Origin of the sequence: Nonomuraea sp. LP-02 (assembly GCF_036289125.1) — a bacterium.
Lineage (GTDB): Bacteria > Actinomycetota > Actinomycetes > Streptosporangiales > Streptosporangiaceae > Nonomuraea > Nonomuraea bangladeshensis.
In genome coordinates this window covers 8,010,613-8,024,012 of sequence record NZ_JAXCLK010000001.1, presented here as the reverse complement: position 1 = coordinate 8,024,012, position 13,400 = coordinate 8,010,613, and the positions used below count along the sequence as shown (strand labels likewise).

Here is a 13,400-nt window from a genome sequence, read left to right as displayed (position 1 = left end):
ACCGAGTGTGCCGTCGCAAACCCTTGATTGCGATGATCGGACGAATTCCCATCACGGACATCTCCCCCGTCGTCGACTGCGGGCAACGGCCCGCCAAGGCGGTCGCAGGCGAGACCTTCGAGGTCTCGGCGACCGTCTTCCGAGAGGGCCATGACGCCGTGGCCGCGGGCGTGGTGCTCACCTCGCCCGATGGGCAGCGTGGCCGGTTGAGACCGATGCGCGAGCTCGGTCCCGGCACCGACCGCTGGGCCACCGAGGTGTGCCTGCCCGCCGAGGGCGACTGGCTCTACCGCGTGGAGGCGTGGAGCGACCCGATCAGCACGTGGCTGCACGACGCCGAGATCAAGATCCCGCGTGGCATGGACGTCGATCTCATGTGCGAGGAGGGGGCCCGGCTGTTCGAGCGGGCGGCCAAGGCCGTACGCGCGGCCGACTGCCCCTCCGCGCCCTCCGGCCCGAACACCGGCCCGAACGGCGGTCCCAACGGCGGTCCCAACGCCTCCGTCAGGACCGGCGGCAAGGGCGACCCCTCGTGCGGGCACCGGGCGGCGCTGCTGTCGGTCGCGGCCACGCTGCGCGACGACAACCTCGACCCGCGAGCACGGCTGTCGATCGCGCAGCTTCCCGACACCGCCGCGCTGCTGGAGGCCCACCCGTTCCGCGAGCTGGTGACCAGGTCGAAGTCGTTCAAGGTCCGGGTGGACCGGCGCCGGGCGCTCTACGGCTCCTGGTACGAGTTCTTCCCGCGCTCCGAGGGCGCGGTCGTCAGCACCGGCGGCATGTCGAAGTCCGGCACCTTCCAGACCGCCGCGAGGCGGCTGCCCGCGATCGCCAAGATGGGCTTCGACGTCGTCTACCTGCCGCCGATCCACCCCATCGGCACGACCTTCCGCAAGGGCCGCAACAACACCCTGAGCCCCGAGCCGGACGATCCGGGCTCGCCGTGGGCGATCGGCTCCGAGGACGGCGGCCACGACGCGATCCATCCCGACCTCGGCACCATCGAGGACTTCGACGAGTTCGTGACGCGCACCCGCGAGCTGGGCATGGAGGTGGCGATCGACCTCGCGCTCCAGTGCTCGCCGGACCACCCGTGGGTCAAGGAGCACCCCGAGTGGTTCACGATCCGGGCCGACGGCTCGATCGCCTACGCCGAGAACCCGCCGAAGAAATACCAGGACATCTACCCGCTCAACTTCGACCGGGACCCCGAGGGCATCTACGCCGAGGTCCGCCGGGTGGTGCGGCACTGGATGGACCACGGGGTGCGCATCTTCCGGGTGGACAACCCGCACACCAAGCCGGTGAACTTCTGGGAGCGGCTGCTGGCCGACATCCACACCACCGATCCGGACGTGCTGTTCCTGTCGGAGGCGTTCACCCGGCCGGCGATGATGCGGGCCCTCGCGAAGGTCGGCTTCCACCAGTCGTACACGTACTTCACCTGGAAGAACTCGAAGTACGACGTCGAGAGCTACCTGTCGGAGCTGGCCAGGGAGACCTCGGCCTACCTGCGGCCCAACCTGTTCGTCAACACGCCGGACATCCTGCACGAGTACCTGCAGCACGGTGGGATGCCGGCGTTCAAGATCCGGGCGGTGCTGGCCGCGCTCGCGTCGCCGACGTGGGGCGTTTATTCGGGCTATGAACTCGGAGAAAATGTCCCGGTCCGCCCGGGAAGTGAAGAATACCTCGATAGTGAGAAATATCAGTACAAGCCTCGCGATTGGATGACCGCCGAACGCGAGGGATACAGCCTGGCTCCCTTCATCACTCATCTGAATTTGTTCCGAAGAGCGCATCCGGCACTGCAGGAATTGCGTAACCTACGATTTCACAGGGTCGACCAGCCGGACATCGTCTGCTTCTCGAAGCGCCTGCCGGGCGCCTATGACCCGGCCACCAGACGGCACGGGCTGGGCGACGTCGTTCTCGCGGTCGTCAACCTGGATCCGCACCACACCCATGAGGCAACCGTTGATCTTGACCTGCCCGCCCTCGGGCTCGACTGGAACGCCGAGTTCGTGGTGGACGACGAACTGTCCGGCGAGTCCTACCGCTGGCGTCAGAGCAACTACGTGCGCCTCGACCCTCACATCCAGCCTGCCCACATTCTCACCGTACGAGCCGCGCCACGGTAGAACTGAATTCAGCGGGGAGTCTTCAACGTGTGTGTCAGCGCCTCCCTCATGAGCCTCCGGCGAGGGCGCTCATGAGCTCCACACCCATTCCCAACACCTTCGACGAGGAAAAGCCGCGCGATCCCTACTGGTACAAGCGCGCCGTCTTCTACGAGGTCCTCATCCGGGGCTTCGCCGATTCCAACGGCGACGGCACCGGCGACATCAAGGGACTGATCAGCAAACTCGACTATCTCCAGTGGCTGGGCGTCGACTGCCTGTGGCTGCTCCCGCTGTACGAGTCGCCCCTGCGTGACGGCGGCTACGACATCGCCGACTTCATGAAGATCCTCCCCGAGTTCGGGGACCTGGGCGACTTCGTGAAGCTCGTCGAGGAGGCGCACCGGCGGGGCATGCGCGTCATCGCCGACCTCGTCATGAACCACACCAGCGACGCCCATCCCTGGTTCCAGGCCTCCCGTCACGACCCCGAGGGGCCGTTCGGCGACTTCTACGTGTGGTCCGACACCGACGAGAAGTACCAGGACGCCCGGATCATCTTCATCGACACCGAGACCTCCAACTGGACCTACGACCCGGTCCGCGGCCAGTACTACTGGCACCGCTTCTTCCACCACCAGCCGGACCTCAACTACGAGAACCCGGCGGTGCAGGACGCGATGCTGGAGGTGCTGCGCTTCTGGCTGGACCTCGGCATCGACGGGTTCCGGCTGGACGCGGTGCCCTATCTCTTCGAGGAGGAGGGCACCAACTGCGAGAACCTGCCGCGGACGCACGAATACCTCAAGCGCATCCGGACCGAGATCGACCGGCTCTACCCCGACCGGGTGCTGCTCGCCGAGGCCAACCAGTGGCCGTCGGACGTGGTGGAGTACTTCGGCGACCCGGTGGGCGGCGGCGACGAGTGCCACATGGCCTTCCACTTCCCGCTGATGCCGCGCATCTTCATGGCCGTACGCAGGGAGAGCCGCTACCCGATCTCCGAGATCATGGCGCAGACGCCGAAGATCCCTGAGCACTGCCAGTGGGGCATCTTCCTCCGCAACCACGACGAGCTGACGCTCGAGATGGTCACGGACGAGGAACGCGACTACATGTACACCGAGTACGCCAAGGACCCCCGCATGCGGGCCAACGTCGGCATCCGCCGCCGCCTGGCCCCGCTGCTGGAGAACGACCGCAACCAGATCGAGCTGTTCACCGCGCTGCTGCTGTCGCTGCCCGGCTCCCCCGTGCTCTACTACGGCGACGAGATCGGCATGGGCGACAACATCTGGCTCGGCGACCGCGACGGCGTGCGCACCCCCATGCAGTGGGATCCCGACCGCAACGCCGGCTTCTCCGACTGCGATCCCGGGCGGCTCTACCTGCCCGTGATCATGGACCCGATCTACGGCTACCAGGCCATCAACGTCGAGGCCCAGCAGAAGAACGCCGGCTCGCTGCTGCACTGGACCAGACGCATGATCGAGATCCGCAAGCGGCACCCGGTCTTCGGCCTCGGCGAGTACGCCGAGCTCAACTCCTCCAACCCGAGCGTCCTGGCCTTCGTCAGGGAGCTGGGCGACGACCGGATGCTGTGCGTGAACAACCTGTCACGCTTCCCGCAGCCCGTGGAGCTCGACCTGCGCAGGTTCGTCGGCGTCTCCCCCGTGGAAACCATGGGAGGCGTGCCATTTCCGGCAATTGGCGAACTACCGTATCTTTTGACGCTTCCTGGGCATGGGTTCTACTGGTTCACACTCCCGCCGGCCGTCATCCAGGAGGAGTAGGACGTGCTGAATGAGCTCCTTGCCGCATGGATCAGCCGCCAACGTTGGTTCGGCGGCAAGGGGCGCCCGATCGACGAGCTGTCGATCGACGCGGACGTCACGCTGACGCCCGGACTCCGACATCTGATCGTCGCCGTGTGGCAGGACGGCTGCCGCGACCGCTACCAGCTCCTGCTCGGCGAACGCCACGACCTGCCCGACCGGCTCGCCCACGCCCTGATCGGCTCCATCGACGGCCTCTGCTTCTACGACGCCGCGCACGACCCCGAGCGCACCGCGTGGCTGCTCGACGGCATGGCGCGCGACGAGACCCGCAGCGGCCTGCGCATGCGGCACGTCGAGGGGGCCGAGATCGACATCTCGCCGCGCAGCATCGTGCTCGGGGCCGAGCAGTCCAACACCTCGCTGGTCTACGGCGACGCCTACATCTGCAAGCTCTTCCGCCGCCTCATCCCCGGTGTGAACCCCGAGCTGGAGGTCGTCACGGCCCTCGCCGAGAGGAAGGCGCCGCACATCGCGCAGCCGTACGGGTGGATCGAGGCCGACCTGGACGGCGCCGGGACCACGCTGGCGATCATGCAGGAGTACCTGTCGAACGCCAACGACGGCTGGGACCTCGCGCTGACCAGCGTCCGCGATCTCTACGCCAGCCCGCCCGAGACCAGCGCCGCCGAGGCGGGCGGCGACTTCGCGGGCGAGGCGCGGCGGCTCGGCGTCGCCACCGCGCGCGTGCACGAGGAGCTGGCCGCGGCCTTCCCCACGGCGATGATCGAGACGTACGAGATCAAGCGCATGGCGGAGGCGTTCCGCCGCCGGCTCGTCCGGGCCGTGGTCGAGGTGCCCGAGCTGCGGCCGCACGTGAGCGCGCTCGAAGAGGCCTATCACGAGGTGGAGCTGCTCACCGGCACGGTGCCCGTGCAACGGGTTCACGGCGACTACCACCTGGGCCAGGTCATGCGCACGCCCACGGACTGGGTCGTCCTCGACTTCGAGGGCGAGCCCGGACAGCCGCTGGCCGAGCGGCGGGCACTGTCGTCGCCGCTGCGGGACGTGGCGGGCATGTTGCGCTCGTTCGACTACGCGGCCCGCCACCTGCTGGCCGGCCGCGCCGAGGCGGCCGACCTGGAGGAGCGGGCGCAGGAGTGGGCCGACCGCAACCGCGCCGCCTTCCTGGAGGGCTACGCCGAGGGCGGCGGCGTGATCGGCCGGGCGGACGCGGTGCTGCTGCGGGCGTTCGAGCTGTCCAAGGCCGTGTACGAGGTCGGCTACGAGGCCAGGAACCGCCCGACCTGGCTCCCCATCCCCTTGGCCGCCTTCCGGCCCCGCTGAGCGGTCACGCCCAGCGGGAAGCGCCCGGATGGAGGACGGGAGAGGTCTCCGTCCGCCGTTTCTCCTGCTCGCCGCTGATCCGCAGCACCACGAGGATCGCGAACACCGCGGCCACCAGCATCAGCGCGATGCTCACCACGTCGAAGCGGGCCGCCGTGGCGAGGGCGTCCGCCTCCTCGGCGTTGAACAGCAGGCGGGCGGCCACGTTCGACACCCAGGCGCCGACGAGCCAGGCCGCCCACCAGGCGTGGAGCAGCCCCTTGCGCGCCGACCACGAGCGGGCGGAGGCGTCCCAGATGTCGTCCACGATCTGCTTGGGGAACCACAGCGAGACGATGGGGACGATCCAGCCGAGGATCAGCCAGGCGCGGGAGCGCCGGTGCCCGTGCGGGGCGAGGATCTCGGCGTTGGCCCGCACCCGGAACAGCCAGACCAGGAACGCCACGATCGCGGCGAGGTAGGCGACGGTCTCCACGATGCCCGACAGGGCGTAGACGAGGCCCGCGGTGTCGATCTCCGCGTCGGTCACGGAGGTCGCGTCGGCGATGATCCGGTCGACGACGCCGGCGTACCAGAGGTCGATGACCGCCGCGACGACGCCGACCAGCGAGTCGGCGACGAGCGCCACGACCGCGAGGATCGCCGGTCCGCGGACCGGGCGTAAGGGCGGAGGAGGCGGAGGATATGACGGATGTGTGGGGGAAGCAGGCGGCGGGTACATTGCTGCAACCTTTCTGGCTAGGTTGACGAGCGGCGCACCAGTATGTCGAGCCAGATGGCGGTAAAGGATGGGTTATCCCATCCCGGCACGCTCTTGTGATGAACCCGGGATTTTGCACTTTCTGTGATTGTGCCGGGTATGCGGGCAGAGCCTGGGATGGACGGTCGTCTTAAGGCAGTGTTGGGAGCATGCCGATGAGGAACGAGCTCGACCGCCTCGCGGGTGGGGCGCACCACGATCCGCACTCCGTGCTCGGAGCGCACCCCACAGCCGGCGGGGTGGTCTTCCGCGCGCTGCGCCCGCTGGCCGAGCGGGTCACGGTGGTGCTGGACGACGACGGCGCCACCTTTGACATGAAACACCAGGCCCACGGGGTGTTCGAGGTGCTGGTTCCCGGGCTCGACAAGGTGCCCGGCTACGCGTTGCGGGTGAAGTACGCGGGCGGCGAGCCGTTCACCGTGCGCGACCCCTACCGGCATTGGCCCACCCTGGGCGAGGTCGACCTGCATCTCATCGGCGAGGGACGGCACGAGCGGCTGTGGGAGGCGCTGGGCGCCCGCGTGATGCGGCACGAGGACACCGATGGCGTGGCGTTCTCCGTCTGGGCTCCCAACGCGCGCGGCATCCGCGTCATCGGCGACTTCAACCACTGGGACGGCACCGCCTACCCCATGCGGTCCCTGGGCCGCTCGGGCGTGTGGGAGCTGTTCGTGCCGGGCCTGGGGGCCGGCCAGCGGTACAAGTACCAGGTCCTGGGCGCGGACGGCACCTGGCGGGAGAAGGCCGACCCCATGGCGCGGCGCACCGAGGTGCCGCCGATGACGGCCTCCGTGGTGGACAAGTCCGACTACAGCTGGCAGGACGACGCCTGGCTCGTCGAGCGGCGCGAGTCGCACGCGCAGGCCAGGCCGATGAGCATCTACGAGGTGCACCTGGGGTCGTGGCGGCCCGGCCTGTCGTACGTGGAGCTGGCCGAGGAGCTGTCCGCGTACGCGAGCGACATGGGCTTCACCCACGTGGAGCTGCTGCCGGTGGCCGAGCACCCGTTCGGCGGGTCGTGGGGCTACCAGGTGACCTCCTACTACGCGCCGACGGCCCGCTTCGGCACCCCCGACGAGTTCCGCCACTTCGTGGACCGCATGCACCAGCACGGCATCGGCGTGATCCTCGACTGGGTGCCCGCGCACTTCCCCATGGACGAGTGGGCGCTGGCCCGCTTCGACGGCACCCCGCTCTACGAGCACGCCGACCCGGCGCGCGGCGAGCACCCCGACTGGGGCACCTACGTCTTCGACTACGGCCGCCGCGAGGTGCGCAACTTCCTGGTCGCGAACGCGTTGTTCTGGCTGCAGGAGTTCCACATCGACGGCCTGCGCGTGGACGCCGTGGCCTCGATGCTCTACCTCGACTACTCGCGGCGCGAGGGCGAGTGGACGCCGAACATCTACGGCGGCCGGGAGAACCTCGACGCGGTCGAGTTCCTCAAGGAGATGAACACGGTCAGCTACCGGGAGGTGCCCGGCATCTCGACCGTGGCGGAGGAGTCGACGGCCTGGCCTGGCGTGTCGCGTCCGGTGCACCTGGGCGGGCTGGGCTTCGGCTTCAAATGGAACATGGGCTGGATGCACGACACGCTCGAATACCTGCGCCACGAGCCGGTCTTCCGCCAGTACCACCATCACCAGATGACGTTCTCGCTGCTGTACGCCTACTCGGAGAACTACGTGCTGCCGCTCTCGCACGACGAGGTGGTGCACGGCAAGGGGTCGCTGCTCGGCAAGATGCCCGGCGACGAGTGGCAGCGCTTCGCGCAGCTCCGGGCGCTGCTGGCGTACATGTGGGCGCATCCGGGCAAGCAGCTGCTGTTCATGGGCGGCGAGTTCGGCCAGGGCTCGGAGTGGTCGGAGGAGCGCGGGCTCGACTGGTGGGTGCTGGAGTTCGACGGGCACCAGGGCGTGCAGCGGCTGGTCCGCGAGCTCAACCGGATCTACAGGGACACCCCGGCGCTGTGGGAGCAGGACACCACCCCCGAGGGCTTCCGCTGGCTCGACGCCGACGACGCGTCGGGCAACACCTTCTCCTTCGTCCGCTACGCCAAGGACGGCTCGGCGGTGGCGTGCGTGGTCAACTTCAGCGGCGCCCCGCACGACGGCTACCGGCTGGGGCTGCCGTACGCGGGGCAGTGGCGCGAGGTGCTCAACACCGACGCCTACGACTACTGGGGCAGCGGCGTCGGCAACATGGGCGGGATCGAGGCGGTGGAGGAGCCTTGTCACGGGCTGCCGTACTCGACGACGCTGCGGGTGCCGCCGCTCGGCGCGGTGTGGTTCACGCACGAAGGGCCGTCCGTGAACGGCTGAACGCCGGGGGTGGGGTCGCTGAAAGTTCGGTGAGAACCGGACCGGGGGGCCTGTGCCTGGTGGGGAAATCGCCCTAAACTCCGAGATCATCCCCTTCGGAGGAAGACGCGTGCGATTTCGCCACCTGCTGGTCTGTTCGGCCGTTCTGGCGCTGATCCCGTTATCGGGCCCGGCCTATGCGGACGACCCCACCCCGACGCCGACCCCCGCCCCCACCGCGATCCCCACGGACACCCCCGCACCCGCTCCCACCACCCCTGAGGAGAAGGTCGAGGACGGTCTGGGCGCCGAGGGCGGCGCCGAACGGGCCATCGTCGAGCTGACCGATCCGGCGCAGAACGAGCCCGTGGCGAGCCAGGCGGCGGCCCAGAGCGTGGACGTGGTGCTGAAGCCCCAGAACGGGTCGTTCATGGTCGTGCAGGGCACCGCGGAGGAGCTGGCGGCGCTGGCCGCCGATCCGCGGGTCGCCTCGATCCACCGGGACCGGACGTACACGCCGGCCGACGTGGGCCCCAACCTCAAGCTCATCGGCGCCGACCAGGCGCACGCGAAGGGCCTCACGGGGACCGGCCAGGCGGTGGCGGTGCTGGACACCGGCATCGACCGCGACCACCCGTGGTTCAGCGGGCGGATCGTGGCCGAGGCGTGCTTCTCCGCCGTGGAGGCGGGCGTCGAGTCGCTGTGCCCCAACGGGCAGAGCGAGCAGATCGGCGAGGGCGCGGCCGACGCCATGACCGCCAAGTGCCTCGCCGGCGGCACGAACCTGTGCGACCACGGCAGCCACGTCGCGGGCATCGCGGCCGGCTCCGGCGGCGTCGCGCCGGGCGCGAACATCGTCGCGGTGCAGGTGTTCAGCCGGGTCAACGACGAGGGGGTGTGCGGCGAGGCGTCGTGCGTGCTGGCGTTCGAGTCGTCGCTGCGCCTCGCGATGGACTACGTGGCCGGGCTGGACCAGCCGGTGGCGGCGGTCAACCTGAGCCTCGGCGGCGCGCTGTCGGAGACCGACTGCGACGCGAGCGAGGAGGGCGCGATCTTCAAGCCGAAGATCGACGCGCTGCTGGCCAAGGGCGTCGCGACCGTGGTGGCCGCGGGCAACGAGTCCTTCGAGGGCGCCTCCTATCCGGCGTGCGTCTCCTCGGCGGTGGCGGTCGGGGCGAGCGACAACTCCGACGCCATCGCGGACTTCTCCAACCGGGGAGCGCTGCTGGACCTGTTCGCGCCGGGCGTGGACGTCGAGTCGGCGGTGCCGGACAACCAGACCGTCGCCTACAGCGGCACCTCGATGGCGACGCCGCACGTGGCGGGCGCGCTCGCGCTGATGAAGCAGGCCGAGCCCGAGACGCCGATCGGCGACCTGGTCGAGAAGTTGAAGAGGACCGGGCGGCCGTACGCGTACGAGTCGAACGGCACGCAGGTCACCACGCCGCGCCTGGACCTGGCGGCGGCCCTGGCCGGGGCGTCGCCGCAGCCGACGGTCACGCAGTCGCCCGTCGCGCCCGACCCGGACCCGTCCGACGAGACCGGCCCGGCCCCCACGGACCCGCCCGCCGACGACCCGCCCTCCGACGGCACGCCCGAGTCGCCGGACCCGCGGCCGACGACCTCCCCTGTGCCGCTGCCCACCGTGACGGTCACGGTGACGGTGACGCCCTCCCCGGCCGCCACGGCCGCGGTCTGCACGCGCGGCACGGCGGCCAAGAAGCTGTCGGCCAAGAAGTGGGCCGTCGAGATCCACCGCAGCAGCGGCAAGCTGTCCGACGCCACGCTCACCTGCTATCTGAAGCTGATCGCGAAGTCGAGCAAGGTGTTCCCCGAGCTGACGAAGGCCTCGTCGCTGGGCAAGGCGTACCGGGTGCTGAAGAACGGCACGACCAACAAGGCCAAGCTGGACAGCGCTCTGCTGACCGCCTGGCTGAACTGGGCGCACGGCACGAACGGCACCACGGCCCTCACCGCCGCCGAGAAGGTGCGGATGGTGAGCAAGCCGTCGGCGTCCGCGCTGAAGAAGGCGACAAAGAACGTCCTCAAGACCGTCAAATAACACTCGTCACTCACATCGCACAAGACGCAGGCGGGGAGGAACCGGGCTGAACGCCCGATCCCGGAGGAACCCGTGAGGCTACGGTCCCTGCTCGCCTGCGTCGCCGCCCTGGCCACCACGTCGGCGGTGCTCTGCGCGACGCCCGCCCTGCACGCCGGCACCCGGCTCTCCTGGGTGCCGCCCGGTCCGCGGGACGGCGCCATGGCGCTGAACGCGCGCTCCAGGAAGACCAGCGAGCCCGTCGTCAGCGACGGGCTGGTGGAGGAGATCCAGGCCAAGACCCGGGTCCGCTGCATCATCCAGCTCAAGGAGGACCAGAACGTCAGGGCCGTCGCGAACGACATCGAGAAGGCGTCCGAGGCCGGCCGGGTGCTCAAGGCGAACGGCTCCTCCAGCTTCTTCGTCGCCGAGGTCGACCAGCGCACGCTCGACGAGCTGCGGAAGGACCCCCGCGTCCAGGCCGTCTACAAGGACGAGCTGAGCGCCGCGGCCCCGATCAGCGCGTCCGCGATGCCGCCGGGCCTCGACCTCAGCACCGACCTGATCGGCTCGAACCGGGCCAACGCCGCCGGCTGGACCGGCCGCGGCACGGCGGTCGCCGTCCTCGACACGGGGATCGACCGCGGCCACCCCTTCTTCGCCGGCCGCATCGTCGACGAGGCCTGCTTCTCCTCCTCCGACGCCGGCAACGGCACCGTCTCGCTCTGCCCGAACAACCGGCCGAGCCAGACCGGCGCCGGGGCGGCCGACGCGAACACGGCCCGGTGCCTCGTGGGCGACGCCAACGCCTGCTTCCACGGCTCCCACGTGGCCGGGATCGCGGCCGGCCGCATGGTTCCCGGCGCGCCGTCGAACGGAGTGGCCCCCGAGGCGGGCATCCTCGCCGTCCAGGTGTTCAGCCGGCTGGAGAATCCGCTGTCCTGCGCCTCCCTGAGGGTCCGCGCGCCCTGCCTCCTCAGCTACACCTCCGACCAGAAGCTGGCCCTGGAGTACGTGGCGCGGGTGGCGAGGGCCCACAGAGTCGCCGCCGTCAACCTGAGCCTCGGCGGCGGCGAGCCGTACACGCGGGCCTGCGACGCCGACCCGGCCGCGTCGGCGCTCAAGCCCGAGTTCGACGCGCTGGCGAGGCTCGGGGTGGCCGCCGTGGTGGCGGCGGGCAACGAGGGCTTCACCGCCGGCGTCACCGCCCCGGCCTGCGTCTCCACGGCCGTCACCGTGGGGGCCAGCGACGCCGGCGACGCGCCGGCGTCGTTCACGAACCGGGGCCCGCTGCTGGACCTGTTCGCGCCGGGGGTGGCGATCCGCTCGGCGGTGCCCGGGGGGACGTACGCGGAGATGACCGGCACCTCCATGGCCGCGCCGCACGTCGCCGGGGTGTTCGCGCTGATGCGGCAGGCCTATCCGCGCCTCTCGGTGGCGCAGACCCTGCGGCGCCTGCAGGCCACGGGCCGGCGCCTGCGGTACACCGCGGGCGGGACGTCGATCACCACCGCCCGCGTCGACGCCGAACGCGCCACCGCCACCGCCACCCGCTCCGCCGCCTGATATCGGGGGGCGGGGCTCCGCCCCTCACCCGTAGAGCTCCGGAAGGCCGATCAACCGCACATCGCCGGGCATGTCCTGCTGGAAGCCCGCGCCGCCGTAGCAGGCCAGCACGGTGTCCCGGGTGTCGTACCCCTTGACCGCCAGCAGGTCGCGGGCCCTCCTCAGCCGGTCCGCGTGTCCCACCGTCAGCACCTTGTCCCATTTGACCTCCCCCAGGGACAGCACCCGGCGCGGCCGGCCGTGCTCCTCAGGAGCGAGGACCGCGACATCCACCTCGATCTGGGTACGGTTATGTGGGTCTGCCACGGTGCCGGCGGCCACGGCTCCCGGCAGGTCGCCGAAGATCTCGGGTCCGGCCAGCATCGCCCACTCGCGGCACAAACCCTCGAAGTGCGGCCCCACCACCTGGGACAGGAAGCGGGACCGGGAGTCGCGCCAGGCGGCCTCCGCTCTCCCTCGCTCCAGACGCGGCCACTCGCTCCGCATCACGGCCTCGTAGAAGACGATCAATGGTTCGCAGATGCGGTAGTGCGTCCTGCCCTTCCTGAACGCGTCGGCCTCGCGGGCGACCAGGTGGGAGTCCTCCAGGACCGACAGCGGGTGACCAATGTCCGGCGACTTACGCCCCATGTGATTGGCGATGCCGCCGCGGGTGGCGTTTCCGGCGGCGATGGCGCCCAGAACCGCATGATAGGTGACCATGTCGCGGATGTCGGTCTCCTCGGCCAGGAGGTACCTGGCCTCGCGGAACAGCGGCATCTGCCGGTTGAGCACGGTCCGCAGCACCCACCCGTCGAAGTCGGCGAGGGAGGCGGGGGCGTCACCGGCCACGAACTCACGCCGGTAGGCCGGCGTGCCTCCCACGACGGAGTGCACCAGCACGGCGAGACGGGGGTCGGAGATGCCCCAGAAGTCGGCGGACGCCCGGTAGTCGAGGGGCCTGACGATCAACTCCAGGCTCGCGCGTCCGCGCAGAGGCGCGTTGCCCGACAGGAGCCGGCCCATCACCTGCATGGCCGACCCGCACAGCAGCAGGCGGGCGTCGCTCTTCCGCGCATGTCCCCTCGGGTCCAGGGCGCGCTGGATCAGGGAGGTCAGTGACGGGGACGCCTTGGTCAGGTAGGGGAACTCGTCGATCACGATGAGACCCCGGGGGATGACGGCGAAGAGCCGCTCCAGTGCCTCGTCCCAGTCGGCGAAGGCGTATCGGCCGCCGCCGGTCCGGGCGGCCAGTTCGCGGCCGAAGCGTGCCAGAGCCTGGTGCTCGGTCTCCTCTGCTGCCGTGAACATGAACCCGTCCATCGCCCCCACCAGGGCGTCCAGCAGGAACGTCTTGCCCTGCCGGCGCCGGCCGCTGACGATGCCCAGCCTCACGTCTGGGCTCGGCGAGGTGGCGAACCGGACGAGACCGGCCCACTCCTCGTCGCGGTCGAACACATGACTCGGCTTCGGAACAGGCTCCATAGGAGAACCGTACAGCTAAGGCGTATG

8 protein-coding genes are annotated in these 13,400 nt (G+C 70.1%); 6 read left to right on the top strand and 2 right to left on the bottom strand.

Translation table 11 applies throughout. The features are described 5' to 3' along the window. Positions 1 to 32: 32 nt before the first annotated feature. The 3 genes from SMD20_RS37685 (at position 33) to SMD20_RS37675 (ending at position 5,242) form a co-directional block, all read left to right on the top strand. Complete coding sequence (locus SMD20_RS37685; RefSeq protein ID WP_329590419.1) at positions 33 to 2,141, top strand: alpha-1,4-glucan--maltose-1-phosphate maltosyltransferase; 2,109 nt, start codon at positions 33 to 35, stop codon at positions 2,139 to 2,141. A 71-nt stretch (positions 2,142 to 2,212) separates the two neighbouring features. Beyond that, positions 2,213 to 3,913, top strand: a complete 1,701-nt coding sequence (gene treS, locus SMD20_RS37680) for a maltose alpha-D-glucosyltransferase (protein WP_329590417.1) — start codon at positions 2,213 to 2,215, stop codon at positions 3,911 to 3,913. 3 nt (positions 3,914 to 3,916) lie between these two features. After that, positions 3,917 to 5,242 carry a maltokinase N-terminal cap-like domain-containing protein gene (locus tag SMD20_RS37675; protein WP_329590415.1) on the top strand — a complete coding sequence of 442 codons (1,326 nt, stop codon included), beginning with the start codon at positions 3,917 to 3,919 and terminating at the stop codon, positions 5,240 to 5,242. A 4-nt stretch (positions 5,243 to 5,246) separates the two neighbouring features. On the opposite strand, the gene SMD20_RS37670 is transcribed toward SMD20_RS37675, so the two are convergent. Further along, a complete protein-coding gene (locus SMD20_RS37670; RefSeq protein ID WP_329590413.1) occupies positions 5,247 to 5,870 on the bottom strand; it encodes a DUF4328 domain-containing protein in 624 nt (207 codons plus the stop codon). A gap of 287 nt (positions 5,871 to 6,157) precedes the next feature. Between SMD20_RS37670 and glgB the strand changes: the two genes are divergently transcribed. From glgB to SMD20_RS37655, 3 genes are all read left to right on the top strand, one after another. Continuing rightward, on the top strand, positions 6,158 to 8,323 hold the full coding sequence (gene glgB, locus SMD20_RS37665; protein ID WP_329590411.1) for a 1,4-alpha-glucan branching protein GlgB: 2,166 nt from the start codon (positions 6,158 to 6,160) through the stop codon (positions 8,321 to 8,323). Positions 8,324 to 8,432: 109 nt separating this feature from the next. Next, entirely contained in the window at positions 8,433 to 10,364 is a 1,932-nt protein-coding gene (locus SMD20_RS37660) for a S8 family peptidase (protein ID WP_329590409.1), read from the top strand. A 72-nt stretch (positions 10,365 to 10,436) separates the two neighbouring features. Further along, entirely contained in the window at positions 10,437 to 11,909 is a 1,473-nt protein-coding gene (locus tag SMD20_RS37655) for a S8 family peptidase (RefSeq protein WP_329590407.1), read from the top strand. A gap of 24 nt (positions 11,910 to 11,933) precedes the next feature. Here SMD20_RS37655 and SMD20_RS37650 read toward each other — a convergent pair whose 3' ends face one another. Next, a complete protein-coding gene (locus SMD20_RS37650) occupies positions 11,934 to 13,373 on the bottom strand; it encodes an ATP-binding protein (protein ID WP_329590405.1) in 1,440 nt (479 codons plus the stop codon). Between the last annotated feature and the right edge of the window lie 27 nt (positions 13,374 to 13,400).

Coding starts and splice junctions, on each gene's coding strand:
- SMD20_RS37685 (WP_329590419.1), top strand. CDS start 33: ATGATCGGACGAATTCCCATCACGGACATCTCCCCCGTCGTCGACTGC.
- treS (WP_329590417.1), top strand. CDS start 2,213: ATGAGCTCCACACCCATTCCCAACACCTTCGACGAGGAAAAGCCGCGC.
- glgB (WP_329590411.1), top strand. CDS start 6,158: ATGAGGAACGAGCTCGACCGCCTCGCGGGTGGGGCGCACCACGATCCG.
- SMD20_RS37650 (WP_329590405.1), bottom strand. CDS start 13,373: ATGGAGCCTGTTCCGAAGCCGAGTCATGTGTTCGACCGCGACGAGGAG.